This window comes from Tissierella praeacuta, from assembly GCF_040396155.1.
GTDB classification, from domain to species: Bacteria; Bacillota; Clostridia; order Tissierellales; family Tissierellaceae; genus Tissierella; species Tissierella praeacuta_A.
The window spans coordinates 12,785-30,927 of record NZ_JBEBOY010000039.1 but is presented as its reverse complement, the minus strand read 5'-3'; the positions used below and the strand labels follow the sequence as shown (position 1 = coordinate 30,927).

The following is an 18,143-nucleotide window of genomic DNA, read 5'->3' as shown; positions in this document are numbered from 1 at the left end:
CGAAATCTGTAACATAACCATCAACTGTAGTAAGAACATGTAGCTTAAATCCATAATAGGTTTCTTTTTTGGAAGCACAATATCCATAGGCTGCATTAACCTTAAAAGATTTATGAAAAGGTGCTCTACCAAACTTACATACAGGAATAGGAATGCTATCTACAATTCTAACTGATTTATCTCGGTATCCTAGAACTTTGGTGAGTTGTTTACGGATTTCATCAATGACTGAGTGTAAAGCCCTACGGGTTCTGTTAAATCTAGTTCTACTGCAGAATTTTGGAAATAAGTCTTTTAGATTTTTTCTACAGAACTCCAACCAAGCTTTTTCTGAGTCAATGGTTAAGAGTTCACCAACGATGCTAATGGTAATTATTTCACTATCACTTAGGATAGCATCCTTGATATTACGGCGTTCTTTAATATGTGTTGGAATAATCTCTTGGTAAATATCGTCAATTAATATATAAATGACTGTAATAAAGTCTTTTAAATCAGCAATTTCTTTGATAGAATATTTATTAGAAAACTCTAGCATATGTTATCCTCCTATCTTAATTTCATGGGTGTTATTAATGATAGGTTAACATAATTGCTGGAGTTTTTATATTTATAATTTTTAACTAGCACAACGAGTTAATTTATGTTTATATATTATGATAGAATAATTATATTAACAGGTATGCACTTTTTGGTTAGATACTATAAAAAAGGAGAGTTAGAATGGATCAACAAGAAGAAGTCTATTCCAAGCCATTTGAATATACATTGTCTTTGGTGGGAGGAAAGTGGAAAATGCATATTCTTTTTTGGCTATGTCACTGCAAGGTGATGCGGTATAGTGAGATAAAAAGAGTTCTTAAAAATATTACACATAAAATGCTCAGCAATCAATTAAAGGAACTTGATGCTAATGGGCTAATCATTCGGAAAGAATATCCACAGGTACCACCTAAGGTGGAATACCGACTTACGGATAAGGGAGACTCCCTTATGCCAGTATTAGAAGCTATGTGTAAAAGGGGACACCAGTTTGTTGAATAATAAGGTAAAGCATTGTTCTCAGGCCTAAGCAAAGATGTGTTTTTCATCTAGCATCTATGAAGAATTAGGTTATACATTTTAAGAGATCTGTGAAAGCACATCTCTATTTTTATGTCTAAAATCAAATTGAGAAAGGAAGATATCAAATGGAAAGAAAAACAAAACCTCTGATGTTGAGGCAGTGGGGAAAAAGGTAGCCGCCTAGCTGAAATTAGATAAAGCATATACGGAGTTATTGCCTGCTGGTAATGAGACCACTAAGCTTTAAGGACTTTAAGTGATGAGATACCGCCGCAGTACCCATACCAATGGCTGCTGCAATATTGATACCACATTCTTCACAATGGCATAAAAGCCACAAAATTCGAAGTCTTGTGCCATCGCAAAGTTGTTGAAAAACAGCAGATGCATCTGAAAAATATCTTTCATCAGGCATTTTATCAAGGATCTTTTCAACATTTTGACCATGGTTATGAGGTAAGCATTTTTTATCCATACAGATACCACCTTTGCTGTAGATTTATCTTTAAACTCGCTCCTAAGATATCTTAAATAGATTTTAATGGATTTGCTCATAATATCACCAAGATATTTATAGCAAAAAATAATAAATGAATCAAGATAAAAAAGCACAAACTTTTAGAATAAAGTTTAATTAGCGACAGGTTTTTAACACGTCGTAGACACTTTTTTTCTTTGTAATAAAGGTGTGTCTTAAAAAATACACCGATTACACACAAACCGTTTTCATAAATGCTAAAATTAAAATATCCATGGTTATGTGATGTCAAGGTAGTCATCTAGATGTAAAGTTACAATGTCCATGCGAGGTAGATAAGTAGGGGGGGTGTAAGTAAAGGAATTTTCCACACCTAATTTTCAGAATATACAGATTACTATGAGTCATATAAAGTCCTACGCGAACTTTATATAGATAATTATTTGGACTGTAAAGTAGAAATGAAAAGTGTGGCACAGTGTTAAGTTGTCAATGTCGAATGAGGGCTGGCGAAGTTAAAGAAAAAGACAAACATGGAGGTGAGGTTATTGGCGCTTTCATAGGAATTGCTTAGTGTTATACAGGTCCGGGTGCTCCAAACCAAGGAGTAAAGTATGTTTTGGTAAATGGCCATATTGCTGTCAAGAATGATCGGATTACAGGCAAATGTGCAGGAAAAATTTTGAGACATCATAATTAAACCGAACTTTCAAAACAACACAACTTAAAACAATGGTATTAAAAAATAATTGAGTAAGTTAAGGAGGATAATAGATGAAAAGATTCTCAAAGTTGTTAGTTTCTGTTTTTTCATTGCCCTTTGTTGCAACCATGTTTGCAGCCGGCGGCGGTGCTAAGGAAACTGGTAAAAACGTACATGTTTCCGAAACAGTAGATATCGGTATTGTACTTCCTACTAAGGATGAACCAAGATGGGCACAGGATGATATCAGATTTAAGAATGCCCTGAAGGACACAGACTATTCCGTAGAAATCAAATTCAGCCAGGGCTGTTCCGTTAAGGAAAAGGAAAATGTTGATGCTTTAATTGCAAATGGAATCAAAATATTGATTATCTGCCCTCAGGACGAAGCGAAAGCAGCTGCAGTAGTTGAAGCGGCAAAGGGCAAAGGAATTAGTGTTATCTCCTATGACAAACTGATCACAAACACAGGTGCAGTTGATTACTATGTAACATTCGATTACATAGCAGTCGGCAAAGCACAGGGTCAGTATCTGATCAACCATGCGAAGGGTACAGGAAAACCGTTATACCTGTATGCCGGTGCTTCTTCCGACAATAACGCATTCCTCCTCTTTGAAGGCGCATGGTCTGTGTTACAGCCTAAGATTGCCGACGGAACTTTTGTAATTGCCAATTCCAGTGAGGCAGAGAATCTAAAAAATAAAGCTACTTTGACTCGTGGCGAGATGGGCAAGATCATAGGCCAAGTAACTACTAACTGGGATTTTAACAAAACCAAGACAATGGCTAAATCCCATCTGGCTGCTGTGTCATCATCTATAAAGAATGATGTTGCAATCCTTGCGCCAAATGACGAAACAGCAAGAGCTATCATCGACGTATTCGCAACTAATAAAGGAATCAAGAGCTATGTTGTAACCGGTCAGAATGCTGAAAGAGCTTCCGAACAATACATACTCGATGGAAAACAGTCCATGACGGTATTAAAAGATGAGCGTACTCTTGTAAGAGATTCCATCGATATTGCTAAAGCTCTTCTAAAGGAGTCCACTCCAGCTACTACCGTTACTTACAACAATGGAAAAATCGATGTGAAGGCAAAACAGTCAAGTATAATTGTGGTGGACAAATCAAATATTACCGGAATATTGATGGACCAACACCTGAAAGAGGCTTATGAACGCGGATTTTTCAACGGAAATGTACTTTTGGCAAAGGGAAATCATGTAATCTATGAAAACGCATTAGGGTTTGCTGATTTGTCAAAGAATAAAGCACTCAATACTGAAAGTGTATTTGAAATTGCGTCAGTTAGCAAACAGTTTACTGCCACGTCAATTTTGATGTTACGTGACCGGGGTCTGCTGTCACTTTCGGATAATATGGAAAAATATTTCCCTGATACTCCTTATAAAGGAATAACGATCAAAAATCTGTTGAATCATACAAGTGGACTTCCTGATTATATGGAATGGGTAGAGAAAAAGGGACGTGAAAGCAATACGATTCCCATGAATGCGGTTATGAGTGAATTCCTAGTAAAATCAGGGATTCCAGCACTTTTTGCTCCGAATGAAGACTGGAGCTATTGCAATACTGCATATGCCCTGCTTGCGCTCATTGTTGAAAAAGCATCGGGTGAATCTTATGCAGATTTTCTAAAAAAAGAGATATTCGAACCTGCAGGGATGAATGACTCCTGCGTATATCATAGACGTCTTAACGGTGATACGATCAAAAACTACGCGTATGGCTATGTCTTGGAGGATGGTCAATATGTTTTGCCTGATGAATCTACATTGATAGAAAACAATTGTGTTATTCCTTTGGATGGGATAGAAGGAGACGGTTGCGTCAATTCAACTATCCATGACATGCTAAAATGGAGCCTAGCTTTAAAAGAGGGCAAAATTTTGTCTCATAAAAGTCAGGAAGAAATGTACACACCCACACGTTATGATCACTCAAAAATTGCACCATACGGTTATGGATGGGCTATCACTCAAGATACAAAAATGGGAAAAATAGCGGCTCATTCAGGTGGATGGATAGGGTGTTCAACGAAATTTGTTCGCTATCTGGACAAAGATATCACTCTAATTTGTTTGAAGAACGCAGATCCAACAGAGTATTGGGGTGATTTAACCACCATAGAGGGGTTTATGGACATTGCGAAAGGACAATTGCCGAGACCAATCAGAACATTTGAGGAATTGATTGATTCTAATGCTGATTCTTCAGGATACGCTGCATTGTGTGGGAAATATGAGAGAGACACGGAGGTATTTCAGCAGGGGGATAAGCTGTATGTCACAAGCCCGGAATACGGAGAAAAAGTTGAGCTTTTACCTTCAAAAGAAGGGGGTTTTATCACTGAAGATGGTAATAGTTTATCCATAGATGATCAAAAAATTACACTAGATAAAGATACATTAGAACCAGAGATATTAAGGAGGCTTGAATAAGCATCATTATTTAGGAGGGAGAAAATAATGGAAAAAATGATTGAAGAAAAGAAAAAAAGCAAAATATCATTTCCTTCAGCTTGGTTAATTACTTTTATTTTATTAATTATTGCAGCAGTCTTGACCTACATTATTCCGGCAGGTGCATACTCTACGTTAATTTACAATAAAGAGACAAAAGCTTTCACTATCACTGCGCCTAACGGTGAGGAAAGCGAAGCTCCCGCTACTCAAGAAACCCTTGACAAGTTTGGGATCAAGACCAACCTTGACAAGTTAGTCGACGGAACAGTCTGGAAACCGATTGCAGTTTCGGGAAGCTATGAAAGGATAGAACCAAAGCAGCAAAGATTCAACGATGTCGTCATGTCTCTAGTAGATGGTGTTTATGAGACCATCGACATCATGTTGTTTGTTCTTGTTTTAGGAGGATGCTTAGGAGTTCTAACCAATTCCGGAGCTTTTGCTGCTGGGGTTGGTGCACTGGGCAGAGTGACCCAAGGGAAAGAATACATTTTGATTGTTCTCATTACATTCCTGTGCGCCCTTGGGGGCACCACCTTTGGCCTGAGCGAGGAAACGATAGCTTTTTACCCAGTATTGATACCGGTGTTCATTGCTGCAGGGTATGATGCGCTAGTTTGTATAGCTGCAATCTATATAGGTTCATCGATTGGTTTTATGTTCTCGACGGTTAATCCTTTCACGACTGTTCTTGGATCAAATACAGCTGGCATTGACTTTATATCTGGAATCTACTGGAGACTTGGAGCACTTGTACTTGGTGTTATTTTCACAACTTTTTATATAATGAGGTATGCTAAAAAAATCAAGGCGGATCCTACAAAGTCAATGGTTTATGAGGATCGTCATAAAATCGCTACGGCATTTGAACAGAAACATGAAGTTCAGCCACTTAAACCACGTTTCTCAATCGCACTCATCGTGTTTTTAACTTGTTTTGTCGTCATGGTTTACGGCGTGATCAATCTGGAGTGGTTGTTCGGTGAAATGACGGCGGTCTTCTTGGTCGGCGGTATAATTATAGGAATCGTTCTTGGGCTTCCAGAAAAAGTGTTCTTTGAAGGATTTACCAACGGAGCATCTGATATGGTTGGCGTTGGTTTGCTTATCGGTTTTTCCAGAAGTATAAACATTCTTTTGGAAAACGGTAGAATACAGGATACAATTCTTCAAGGAATAATCAGCAGAGTCGGCGGAATGAACCCTTTCATATTTCTGATGGTATTGCTGTTCATATACATGGTTTTAGGATTCTTTATCACTTCAGCATCAGCACTCGCCGTATTGACGATTCCGATTATAGCGCCTCTAGCTGATGCGGTTGGACTTCCAAGAGAGCTTGTTATCTCCGCATATGTTTATGGGCAAGGGATCATTGGGATAGTATCGCCGACCAGCATGGGTCTGATCACATGCGAAATGGTCAAAGTTCCATATGTCAAGTATGTAAAATTCCAGATGCCTTTGCTTGGAGCTCTTACGGTTCTATCGGCTGTAATGTTATTACTTCAGGCAATGATTGGTTAATATGATAGTTTTAAAGCAGCCACAATAATGTGGCTGTTTGCTTTTGGAGACAAGTTTGCGTTCTTAAATCTGACCTACGGTATGTTATTCTATATTTGATTGATCGATATTGCAAAAAGTATTTAAGCAATGTATAATATTATAATAAGAAAAGACTTAAGGTTAACATGGTGTTAAGTTTTATAATGTGACTATACATGGTATTAGTGACATTATTCGACAAAAACAATACACGAAAATACATAGAATACACATATAAATAGAGAACCGATACTATAATAATAATGAATGTTCTGTTGACGATGGAGTTATCAATCATTTAATGAGTGAAATCTGGAGGGTGAAATGAGACACATTATCAGCGTTTATTTTATCATGATACTGTCATGTTGCTTGTTAGCTGGCTGCAAGAAGGCTGAACCCGCCGATGCTTTGGTGTCTGAGAATACAGTGCCCCGAACGCTAACTTTAGCTGTGGCTGAATGGGGAGGGGCTGGGGCGGACGGTGTTCTGCTGGGAACGATACAGGGAAGTCAGAGATTAGTTGTTGATCCGCTGTTTTATAGGGATCCGGATGGTAATCTAACGCCCAATATGGCAAAATCCTATTCAATCACGGAGGATGGTAGAACGGTTACTGTTGAATTGGCCGATGATCTGCGTTTCTATGACGGTTCTCCCGTAACGCCGATAGATGTCAAACGTTCTCTTGAATGGATCAAAGGACAAGGCTCTTTTTCTGGCGATTTCAATGCAGTTCGGTCTGTTAAAACTGATGGCAACAATGTAATTTTTCATTTGAGTCGGCCATCTCCAAAATTCCTTTATAATCTCGGCGATAGCTTTTTCCCAGTAATTAAATCAGAGGATATTGACAGCAAGTCCCCTGAAGAAATACTATGGGGCGGCACGGTATATGGGGCTTATTATGTCAATGAATACTTTTCCGGTTCCTGTGCCACGCTCAAAAAGAATCCTTATTATAAAACCTATAATCGCCATTTAAAAAATAAAGGCCCCTCATCGATTGATACCATTAATGTTCGATTTATTTCCGATCCTTTTGCCCTTGTGCAGGGGATGTTGTCAGGAGAAATTGCTCTGACAGATAGAGTAACGCCGAACCAACTGTATGAGCTGCTTATGAGTCCTAATATCGAAACCAAGTGGGCGGCAGAGCCAAATGTTGTCCAGCTACTTTTAAACAATGATTTCGAACTCTTCAAGGATCCGGATGTTAGACTGGCATTGATGCTGTTAATTGATCGTACAAAAATTTCGGCGTATTCCAAAGGTCAATATTCCCCTGCCTATGCCTTTTCTGTTTCTGGTATGAGTGATTACAGCTCAGATGCAGAGAATTATTTTACTTCCAATTTCTGCAATCAGCCCGAAGTGGCATTGCAGTTACTCTCGGAAAAGGGCTGGAAGGACAGCGATGGAGACGGATATCTGGATCGAAATGGGAAAAAGTTTGAGTTCACAGTCGTATTTGAAGACAAAAATCTTAATAGCCTTGTAGAAATTCTGCAATCAGAATACAAGAAAAATGGGATCCAGATGAACATCCATAGTATCGATTTGGCGACAATGAGCGACCTCTTAAAAAAAGATACATACGAAGCTGCTTTAAATGAATTCAACTGGGGAGATACGGCTGGCATACTTCCGTATATTTGCCCCGATGTGAATATACTGGATAGCGAAGTCTATAATATGATGGTTGAAGATGCCATAAATACTATGGATAAAAACACTCGAATTACTGGTTTTTACGAGGTTCAAAAGATGCTTATGGACACCCGGTGTAATTTCCCCGTTGTCCGTATAAATAATTTGATCGTTTACAATAAAATGCTGCTGCCTCACCTGGTCATCAGTAATGAAAGTGATATTTTCATCAATGATAGCAATTAATCGATTTTTGCATTGACGATAACAGAAAGTTTCTTAGAAGGATATCTTCAAGCCTAGGAGGGGGTATTCTAATGAATAAAGCAGTTCTTATCGTGGAAGATGAACAGAAATTGCGAGAGGTAATTTCCCTTTTTTTGCGAGTAGAAGGGATGCAGGTGCTTGAAGCTGCAACAGGCGAAGAGGCACTTACCATCTTTTCAGAAAATCAAGTAGATCTTATTTTGCTGGATGTAATGCTGCCAGATATTGGTGGGTTCGATGTCTGCAGTCGCATTCGGGAACATTCTGACGTACCTATTCTAATTCTCACCGCTCTCGGTGATGATGATTACTTGATGCTTGGATACCGCATGGGTGCCGATGATTATATTGTAAAACCGTTTAAGGCTGCCATACTTGCCCTTAAGGTTCGGCGCGTACTGGAAAGGCAGGCCAAAGTAGAAACGATCCAAAAAACTGCCCATGGTATCGAACTAGATGGGACTGCTTTTCGATGCACTGTTGATGGTTCAGATATTGCATTGACCTTTAAGGAGTTTCAATTGCTGAAGCTGTTGATGCAGAATGAAGGCCGTACCATGACCCGAGATGATTTGCTCAATGCAGTTTGGGGCTATGATTACTATAATGAGAGCCGTATCGTTGATAACCATATTAAAAATATCCGACAAAAACTTGGCGCCTATTCAACCTGCATAAAAACGGTAATTTCTGTCGGATATAAATACGAGAAAGCCATATGAAATTCCATCGTTCAATTACGTTACAAGTATTTTTTACAATTCTTCCTATATTTTTGCTGGTACTCATTTTACAAATGATTTTTTTTGGAAAGTATTTAGCGCCGATTTACAGCAATAATCTGATAAGAAATATGCATAATGAGCTGAGTGATGTGGCTGAAAAGTTTTCCAGCGGAAACATGGAAAACAATAACTCGGTTTTGCGGGCATACACCATAGAGCATGAAGCACCGGTGCTTGTTTTGAGAGAAGACTATCGGATAGCAGATTGGGAGCTTTTTAACTATCTGAGTATCCTGACCGTTAAGGCACCGGATATAGGTGTATGCAGGATTCCTATAAGCGGTTTATATGAACTGTCGAAAATTCCATTTACTGAAAAATTAACCATTGAAGCCGTCCGCTTGGGTGATAGTACATATTATAAGGCTTTCTCAATTCGTTCCGCCCAAAAAACCTATTTTTATCAATCGTATTCGGATTATCTGAATGAAAACCCGACTGATCTGAAAAACAGGATCGAAATGTTTGCCGTAAGCCGAAACTGGTATACAAAGTCTGACGGTAGTTTGACCAGTGATAGGGCACGCATTATCTATGACCTGATGAAGGAATGCCTGATTAACCGTACCAATATTGAAAAACGCCTTGAGGCTATTACTAAAGAGCCGTTTACCGATAACAGAGGAACGACGTACTGTGTGATTGCCGAGAGCCGGCAAATTGACGGCGTGATGACATACTTTGTCACGATCCGACCTATTGTATTGTCCGAGAACGAAGCAAATTATTTTATTAAATATTTTTATATAGTTTTTTCTATCCTTGGCATACTGCTGACCGCAGCCGTTTACATACTATCCCGAAGGCTCAGTGCACCAATCGTAAAATTGTCAAGTGTGACCAGTAAGCTGGCTTCTCAGGATTTTTCCGTTCGTGCCGACATTGGATTACTGAATGAGGTGGGGAAGCTTTCAGCAAGTATTAATTTAATGGCCGATAATCTACAAGCCGCCATTACGGAATTGAAGCAATCTGCAGATGTTGCCCATATGAATGAAGAACGCATGAAGCGACTGCTGGCAGACTTGGCTCATGAGTTTAAAACACCGCTGGGGATTATTTCACTATATACCGAGGTCATTGAAAAAGGAATGTATGAAAAGGAACCGGCTCATTATTTCGGAATTATTGAGCATGAAATTGAAAGCTTGACCCGGATGATTGATGAAACAATTCAACTGACCAAGCTGCAGGCAGGATATTGGGAATATCGCCCTGCACCAGTCTATCTCAATGATCTCATTGAAGTAGCTCTTTCGAAGTTTTCAGAAGAACTTGCGCGGGAAAACTTTATGCTGGAAGTCAGTATGCCGGATGTGATGGTAATGGCGGATGGACGGCGTATCGAACAGGTGCTAACGAATTTAATCTCAAATGCTGTTAAGTATTCCGGGGCGATTAAGTTGATTGAAGTGGAGGTCACACTGGATAAGGGCACAGTAACCGTGAGTATTTCAAACTATGGACATATTTCTGAACAGGATTTGAACTATATATGGGATCGCTATTATCGGACGGCAGAGAATACGAGCGCACGTTTGCCGAGTGAAGGAATTGGGCTTGAGATTGTAAGGTACATTCTGCTTATGCATCAAAGCGACTTTGGTGTACGGCAGGAAGTAGATAAGATATGTTTTTACTTTACGCTTCAATTAGTCGATAAATAAATTTAAATTGATCATAGAGGTTAAATGAATGATTCAATTAAAGAAATGATGAAAAATATCAATGTTGGAGTTGATTATATAACTATTAAAGAGACAGATTTATCTGTCTCTTATTGTTTTTCAGGTAGTTACTAGAAAACAATCGATTTCCCGGTTAGCCCAATATTTTAGAACTTACATAAAAAACACATAAAAAATACCTGGAAAACACAACTGGTTTTTTTGGCATGATATAATTTATCGAGAAAACAAAAAATTTCGAAAAATCTGATAGAAGCCGTTAGTCTAACAGAATACGAATATGTATTTCTATGGAACCAGAGAAAAGAGATATCAAGCTACAAAATATAGTGCAGAGATTATTAATATGGATTATAAGGTGAGGACCGTGGAAGAAGAGTATAGGTTTCAAATATTTAGGTTTGAGAGGGTTTGCAGGTAGAAAGAAGGTGAAAAAATAGAGTTATTATCAAAATATTATGAAACCGTTACCAATAAAAAACAGAATTTATTTTAACTGGAGGTACTAGCTATGCAAAGGTATTACCAAACTCAGTAGATTTTTGGACCTGTTTTTCTAGGGGAAGGGGACATGACTCATTCAGTTGATGAATATATTTCAATTGAAAATCTTAAAAAGGTGACAGAAATATATACTCTTGTAATATGAGAAGTATTATTAAATAAGGAATCTTTAAAATAATATATAAAGGAGTGCGGGAAAATGACTGAAAAGATTAAAAAGAAAATAAAGTTTCAAATTCCTCATGCTTATGTAATATTATTAATGATGATAATATTTTGTACTATACTTACTTGGATTTTGCCAGCAGGTCAATTTGAACGAGTGATAGATCCTGTGTTAGATAGAGAAATAGTAGTTCCAGATAGTTATTCATCAGTAGAGGCATCACCGGTAGGACCTTGGAGATTCTTTTTAGCTATATATGAAGGTATGGTAAATTCCAGTGATATTATATTCTTTGTAGTGTTTGCCTCTGCATATGTATTCTTGCTTATGAAAACTGGTACATTGAATGCAATGGTTGGTACTATTTTGAGAAAATTAGGAAATAAAGATTATCTGTTAATCCCAATATTTATGTTATTATTTGGAGTAGCAGGATCTACATTTGGTATGTATGAGGAAACTTATGGATTAATTCCAGCATTTATAGTAATTGCAATGACGTTAGGTTATGATAGGCTAGTTGGTGGAGGAATGGTATTTATTGGGGTAGCAACAGGATTTGCTGCAGCGACTATAAATCCATTTACCATAGGAATAGCAAGTAGTATTGCCGGTATCCCTCTTATAACACCTAAGGTTCTAGCATTTAGAGTAGTTGCATTTATAGCTTTCATGGCATTATCAATAGGTTATGTTATGAGGTATGCAAAAAAAATAAGAAAAGATCCTACTAAATCTATAGTTTATGGAGAAGAAGTTCATGATATGAAGGAAGTTCTTACTAGAGAAGAGGTAATGAATTTACCTTTTACTGTACCTCAAAAAGTTACATTGGTTGGTTTTTTAGTACTTATTGTAGTCTTAGCTATTAGTGTCTCAGTGTATGAATTTTATTTAACAGAGTTATCTGCTTTATTTATGATATGGATGGTATTTACAGGTATAATTAATAAAATGAGTTCAAGAGAAATAGCTGAAGCCTTTATAGAATCTTCAGAAGCAGCTATATATGGTGTGCTTCTAATAGGTCTTTCGAGATCTATACAGGTTATTATGTCCGAATCTAATATTATTGATACGGCAGTATTATATTTATCAAATATGGTTAGGGTTTTACCTAAGAGTATTTCCGCAGTTGGTATGTTGGTAGTACAAAATTTAATTAACTTTTTTATTCCATCGGGATCTGGGCAGGCTGTAGTAATGATGCCAATTATGGCACCACTTTCCGATTTAATAGGGGTAAGCAGAGATGTGTCGGTATTAGCTTATCAATTTGGAGATGGATTCTCAAATATGTTTTGGCCTACAGCTGTAGCACTAGAGGCAGGATTAATAGGAGTAGGAATGGATAAATGGTATAAATTTATTACCCCATTATTTGTAATGATTTTTATATTACAGGCTATACTTATTACAGCGGCAGTATTATTAGGAATTTAAATTTAAACAATCATAGAAATTTCCTAAAAATTTAAATCCATAGGGAAAACTCCTTTCTTAGAATTACAGGGATAGACAGCATTGACCGATTGTCCAGAAATAAACGAGAAATGTTTATACAAAGATAAGTCTGCGTGATCAATAGTCATACTTATTTGTGCTTGGAAAGGCAATCTACACATATAACTATGCGGTCGATTTACAGTTGGAGCAACCCACTCACCTCCCCGTGATTTGTAGTTAACTGTTATCTCTATGACTATAGAATAATAAAAGATTTGCTCGAAGCCAAGACATTTCATTTCGTTTTGTGCCTTGAGCATAGCGAAAGGAATGAATTATGACTATGTATGATTTATTAATTAAGAATGGTATCATTATTGATGGAACTGGAGAAAAGAGGTATCAAGCGGATATAGGAATTGAAGGAGGCAAAATTGTCTATATCGGAAACGATTACGATCAAACAGCCAAAGAGATAATAGAAGCTGAGGGTTTTTTAATTACTCCTGGATTTATCGACTGCCACAGCCATAGCGATGTAGCGTTATTAGTTGAAACTAGGGCAAGGAACAAGCTGCTTCAGGGAATAACGACTGAAATTACTGGAAACTGTGGCGATTCTGTATTAACTTCTACTGATGGATTTTTTGAGGAAATAAAACCATATATCTATGACGAACAATATCAAGCATTGCTAAACATTCCCTGGAATGCAAAAGACGTTATTCATTATATCGAACAAAGCTCTTTGGGAACAAATATTGCATTTTTGGCTGGTCATGGGACAATTAGAGAAAACGTCATGGGAAATGGGAATCGACCTCCGAGTAATGTTGAAATGGAGCAGATGAAAAGCTTGGTCAGAGAGGCAATGGAGGCAGGGGCATTAGGAATGTCCACAGGACTTCTTTATCCGCCTGGAGTCTATGCGAAAGAAGATGAACTGGTTGAATTATCAAAGGTCGTTGGCGAATATAACGGGTTTTATGCTTCCCACATCAGAGATGAAGGAAATTATGTCATAAATTCTGTACAGGAAGCAATCAGCATAGGGCAGAAGGCTCAGCTGCCTATTCTGATTTCGCATCATAAGATTGCCGGAAGGCAAAACTGGGGCAAATCTGAAGAGACATTGAAATTGATAGAAGAAGCCAATCAGTCGGGTATTAAAGTCAGATTGGATCAATATCCTTATATTGCTTCCTGTACGGGTTTATCCAGTACTTTACCACCCAAATATGAAGCTGACGGACTGGACAGTCTTATGAAAAGGCTCAAAGATCAAGCGATCAGACAGGAAATAAAACAGCTGATCATTAAAAATGATGGGGATTTTGAGAATATGATTGTTTCCAACGGGTTTGAAGGTATTTTGATCGTTGTAGCCCCAAAGACAAAAGAAGTATGCGGAAAAACGATTGCTCAAATAGCAGCAGAGACCAATCAAGATCCGTATGAAGTAATATTTGATCTGCTCGTTGAAAATAATGGGAATGTAACGGCAGTTTATTTCGAGATGGATGACATCGACATAGAAAGGATTATGGCATATCACTATACCATGGGAGGATCAGATGGAGGGAGCATGATTGATGAAATGCCGGTAGAGCATCCAAGAGTAACAGGCACCTTTATCAGAATCATCAGTGATTACATACGTTCTAGGAAGATTGTTCCGCTGGAGGAAGGCATCAGAAAGCTGACTTCCATGCCGGCAGAATTTGCAGGGTTTAAAACCAAGGGCATCATTAAAGTAGGCTATGATGCCGATTTAGTTATCCTCGATTATGAAAACCTTAAGGATCATGCTGATTTTACCAATCCGGGCACTCCAAACCAGGGAGTAAAGTATGTTCTAGTAAATGGTCGGATTGCTGTCAAGAATGATCAGATTACAGGTATTTGTGCAGGAAAAATTATAAGACATCAGAATTGAACCTAACTTTCAAATTGTCTGGTATTAGCCTGAATAATTGATGATTATATGGAAATGTAAGGTTGCTCATTGCCATATGCTGTTGTAGTTTACAAACGACTTACTGATAGTATGAGATATACCCCTATGACATACACAAAAATAGCATAACCTTTATAAGTTAAGATATAATTATTCTATATAATTTCATATAGAAAGAAGAGTCTAAGTCTATAGGTCATTAAAGTTGACCTATAGACTTAGACTCTTTTCTTATTTTTCAATTTATTTAATAGGAAAGTTCTACTTTTTTGATTAAATAAAAATATGCCATAAATTGGCGAGAGGCAATTTTATGGCATATCAAAAAGACCTAATGAAAGTAGATCATTTTTTATATTTGTAATGAACACCACGAATATCAGTATAAGATTTTGGGGTCATAATACCATCACAAACTTGACAATCAGGTTGTGGGGGAATAGATGGATCAAACCCCAAAAGCTAGAAGAAGGGATGCACGGCAATGAGAATGTTTTTTCCTAAAGTTCTTTTTTGCTAAGCTATCCAACAGGTAAAGCTTAGAAGAGTGGAGATATTACTTAGCATAAAGGCCATAATAACGAATAATATATTTGTATCAGAAGACTTAGAATCCATCTGGATAAGTCTTAGATAGATAAGATTTAAGTCTATAAAAAGAATCACAAAGATATTTGTGAAGAAGATGTAATATAGTAGCTTGCCATCTTTTACGAGGCATATTAAAAGGGAAATGAGAAATTTTCTTCCAGAAGGTTTTATTTCCAGAGGCACCTTCAGTTAAAAGTATATGTATATGAGGATTCCATTTTAAATCACCACCAAAGGTGTGCATAGTGGAAATAATACCAGGTTTAAAATTCTCAGATTTATTGATTTATAAAACCAAGCGAGGATAGGCACTAGCCTCAAAAATTACAAAAGCTACTTTTACAGGTAAAATAAACATGTTTTATATTACGACAGTGCTCACAATGATAAATGGCATGGGCCATGGATGGTTCGCCACATCTAATGATTTTACCAATATTTTTTAAAACAGCAGAATGAATAGGATAGCCTTGAGCTACAAAGGCATCTCAATGATCTTTAAATACATCTTTAATTTTAAATGTTTTACTAGTCATAATATCACCAAGATATTTATAGCAAAGAAATGAAAATAAATCAAGATAAGAAAATAACCAGTTTTTACAAGTTAAGTTAAATGGCCGATTTTTTTAACACGTCGAAGACGTTTTTTTCATGAACTGATTTATTTGTAGAAATACATTCCGATGCGTGTGGGCACTCCGTAAATATCTGATTGCCACAGATGAGCAGGCAATCTTCAGACACTTAGGTAAAAAGAATGGCATGACTCTTCACATTTACACCTGGAATGTGATTCTGGTAGAGGAAAAGATGAAAAACAGCAATAGCAGATATGAAAAATGGGAAGATAAGAATAAATATTATTGACTTCCCATTAATCTGTGAATCTTTCTGTATTCCAATGGAGTGACTTTCATCAAATCCTTAAAAGCAACCGTGAATTTACTCTGACTCTCATAACCGACAGAGACAGAAATATCAGCAATGCTCTGTTCCGTTTCACAAAGCAGTACTGCCGCCTTTCGTATTCGATATTCCTTCATAAAAGCTGCAAGGGATTGACCATATAAAGCCTTGAAATGTTTCTTTAGAGCAGTGGCACTGATACAGACTCTATTTGAATTATTAATCTATTTAGATTACGCTTTTGATTTATTACTAGAAGATAGGAGTATTGGTATTCTCTCATATAATATAGAAACAGTTCTGGTGAAGATAATCAAGACATTGGACAAAAGAGTATCTCTTACTGAATAAGTATTTTGTATTCAGAAAAGTATCTACCACCAAGGAGGGACCAGAATCTTACGGCATCATTATTGTACTCTCAAGGCATGTGGAGAGTATAATTCTGATGACGTATTGTAGTTCGGAGGCGAAATAATAGGGTTTGACCACAATATATAGTGGTTTGAGGGCAAAATAAGGGTCGAAAATCGGTGAAAAAATACCGGTTTTTGACCCTTAAAAATAGGGTAATATATAGATGACATAGGGTAATTTGGGTGATGATACTAAGTTTGAAAGAATAAAGTGGGGTGAATCTTATGATGATTTATTTATCTATGATAGAATTAGAAGAGGATAAAAGTAAATTTGAGCAGCTATATATCACATATAAACAAACAATGTTTTATGTTGCCAATAGGATACTTAAAGATAAATATTTATCAGAGGATGTTGTTCATCAGGCATTTTTAAGAATTGTTGATAATTTATCTAAAGTAGGTAAAATTGATTGTCACAAAACCAAAAGATTCATCGTTGTTATAGTAGAGAATATAGCAATTGATTTTTATCGTAAACGAAAACGTGAAGATAGTATATCTTTTGAAGAGGTGGCGATTTATATAGAAGATATAAAAAGTAAGAGTAATTTAATAACAAATGATATAGAAGAAGCTATATTAAAACTTCCTATAAATTACTCCGCTGTTTTAAGATTAAAATATTCTCAAGGATACAATAATAAAGAAGTTTCAGAGATTTTGAGTATATCTGAAGAAAATGTAAGACAAAGGTTAGTGAGAGGGAGAAAAAGACTAGAAAAAATATTAGAAGAAGGGAGTGAGAAGGCTTATGAGTAAATATGTAATTGATGATGATTTTCTATATACATATGTTAAAAGTGCAGAAAATATAATGCTTGACAGTTTGCCTAAGGAAGAAGAATTATCTTATAACTTCTCAAAGAGATTTCAAAGAAAGATGAATAAATTGATACAACAACAAAAGAGATCTCCCTTCATGAAATCTTTCGTAAATCATGGTAAAAGAGTTGCAATTATATTTTTAGTAATCATATCTATAGTATTTACTACAACAATGAGTGTGGAAGCATATAGGACTAAATTTTTTGAAGTAATTAAAGAAGTGTGGGAAGAATTCACATCAATAATTTTTAAGAATAAAGAGAATATAGATGATGTAAAATTGATACCAATAAATCCAACGTTTATCCCAGATGATTTTAAAATTGTAGAGCATGAAATTAACTCTTATGAACAATTTGCTTATTGGGAAAATGGTAATGGCATTGAAATTATGTTTGAACAAGCTAAGATTATGGTGAATGCTATTATAACTGATACAGAAGGAATAGAAGTAGAAGAGAAGTTTATAGGAGAACAAAAAATTATTTATTTTACCAATAAAAATGTAAACCAAATATATTGGTATGATGATAATTATACATATACAATCATTTCAGAATACGATAAAAATGAGTTAATAAAGATGGTTGAAAGTATAATAGATAAAAATAAAATATATTTAAATTAAGTGTCACAAAGAGCTCCTT

General features: G+C 36.5%; 13 protein-coding genes and 1 pseudogene. 10 read left to right on the top strand and 4 right to left on the bottom strand.

Annotation, left to right across the window (positions count from 1 at the left end; genetic code table 11):
• Positions 1-538, bottom strand: a 538-nt coding sequence (locus tag ABWP20_RS15105; protein ID WP_353096887.1) for an IS982 family transposase, incomplete at its 3' end; no start/stop codon positions are given.
• A gap of 185 nt (positions 539-723) precedes the next feature.
• Between ABWP20_RS15105 and ABWP20_RS15100 the strand changes: the two genes are divergently transcribed.
• The gene (locus ABWP20_RS15100; protein WP_353096885.1) at positions 724-1,044 is read left to right on the top strand and encodes a winged helix-turn-helix transcriptional regulator; all 321 of its coding nucleotides are present in this window, start codon (positions 724-726) and stop codon (positions 1,042-1,044) included.
• Positions 1,045-1,276: 232 nt separating this feature from the next.
• Here ABWP20_RS15100 and ABWP20_RS15095 read toward each other — a convergent pair whose 3' ends face one another.
• Complete coding sequence (locus ABWP20_RS15095; protein WP_353096883.1) at positions 1,277-1,540, bottom strand: ArsR/SmtB family transcription factor; 264 nt, start codon at positions 1,538-1,540, stop codon at positions 1,277-1,279.
• Between the two features lie 777 nt (positions 1,541-2,317).
• Here ABWP20_RS15095 and ABWP20_RS15090 point away from each other — a divergent pair.
• The 7 genes from ABWP20_RS15090 to ABWP20_RS15060 all read left to right on the top strand — a co-directional run bounded on the left by ABWP20_RS15090 (position 2,318) and on the right by ABWP20_RS15060 (position 14,728).
• Positions 2,318-4,714: a serine hydrolase gene (locus ABWP20_RS15090; protein WP_353096881.1), complete on the top strand. Its 2,397-nt coding sequence runs from the start codon at positions 2,318-2,320 to the stop codon at positions 4,712-4,714.
• 27 nt (positions 4,715-4,741) lie between these two features.
• Positions 4,742-6,265 carry a YfcC family protein gene (locus ABWP20_RS15085; RefSeq protein WP_353096879.1) on the top strand — a complete coding sequence of 508 codons (1,524 nt, stop codon included), beginning with the start codon at positions 4,742-4,744 and terminating at the stop codon, positions 6,263-6,265.
• Positions 6,266-6,610: 345 nt separating this feature from the next.
• Positions 6,611-8,182: an ABC transporter substrate-binding protein gene (locus ABWP20_RS15080; RefSeq protein ID WP_353096877.1), complete on the top strand. Its 1,572-nt coding sequence runs from the start codon at positions 6,611-6,613 to the stop codon at positions 8,180-8,182.
• Positions 8,183-8,253: 71 nt separating this feature from the next.
• Positions 8,254-8,925 (top strand): response regulator transcription factor, encoded by a 672-nt coding sequence (locus tag ABWP20_RS15075; protein WP_353096875.1) that lies wholly within the window; start codon positions 8,254-8,256, stop codon positions 8,923-8,925.
• Positions 8,922-10,655, top strand: a complete 1,734-nt coding sequence (locus ABWP20_RS15070; RefSeq protein ID WP_353096874.1) for a sensor histidine kinase — start codon at positions 8,922-8,924, stop codon at positions 10,653-10,655. The genes ABWP20_RS15075 and ABWP20_RS15070 overlap by 4 nt, the downstream gene beginning before the upstream one ends.
• 724 nt (positions 10,656-11,379) lie before the next feature.
• Positions 11,380-12,789: a YfcC family protein gene (locus ABWP20_RS15065; protein ID WP_353096872.1), complete on the top strand. Its 1,410-nt coding sequence runs from the start codon at positions 11,380-11,382 to the stop codon at positions 12,787-12,789.
• Between the two features lie 340 nt (positions 12,790-13,129).
• Entirely contained in the window at positions 13,130-14,728 is a 1,599-nt protein-coding gene (locus tag ABWP20_RS15060) for an N-acyl-D-amino-acid deacylase family protein (RefSeq protein ID WP_353096870.1), read from the top strand.
• A gap of 472 nt (positions 14,729-15,200) precedes the next feature.
• Here ABWP20_RS15060 and ABWP20_RS18500 read toward each other — a convergent pair.
• Both ABWP20_RS18500 and ABWP20_RS15045 read right to left on the bottom strand, forming a co-directional pair.
• Positions 15,201-15,876: pseudogene (locus ABWP20_RS18500) on the bottom strand (transposase zinc-binding domain-containing protein); the annotation flags it as partial.
• A 327-nt stretch (positions 15,877-16,203) separates the two neighbouring features.
• A complete protein-coding gene (locus tag ABWP20_RS15045; RefSeq protein WP_353096889.1) occupies positions 16,204-16,449 on the bottom strand; it encodes a helix-turn-helix domain-containing protein in 246 nt (81 codons plus the stop codon).
• 441 nt (positions 16,450-16,890) lie between these two features.
• On the opposite strand from ABWP20_RS15045, the gene ABWP20_RS15040 reads away from it, so the two are divergent.
• Together ABWP20_RS15040 and ABWP20_RS15035 are read left to right on the top strand one after the other, a co-directional pair.
• On the top strand, positions 16,891-17,430 hold the full coding sequence (locus ABWP20_RS15040) for an RNA polymerase sigma factor (protein ID WP_353096868.1): 540 nt from the start codon (positions 16,891-16,893) through the stop codon (positions 17,428-17,430).
• Positions 17,423-18,124 (top strand): DUF4367 domain-containing protein, encoded by a 702-nt coding sequence (locus ABWP20_RS15035; RefSeq protein WP_353096866.1) that lies wholly within the window; start codon positions 17,423-17,425, stop codon positions 18,122-18,124. Before ABWP20_RS15040 ends, ABWP20_RS15035 begins: the two co-directional genes overlap by 8 nt.
• The last annotated feature ends 19 nt before the right edge of the window (positions 18,125-18,143 follow it).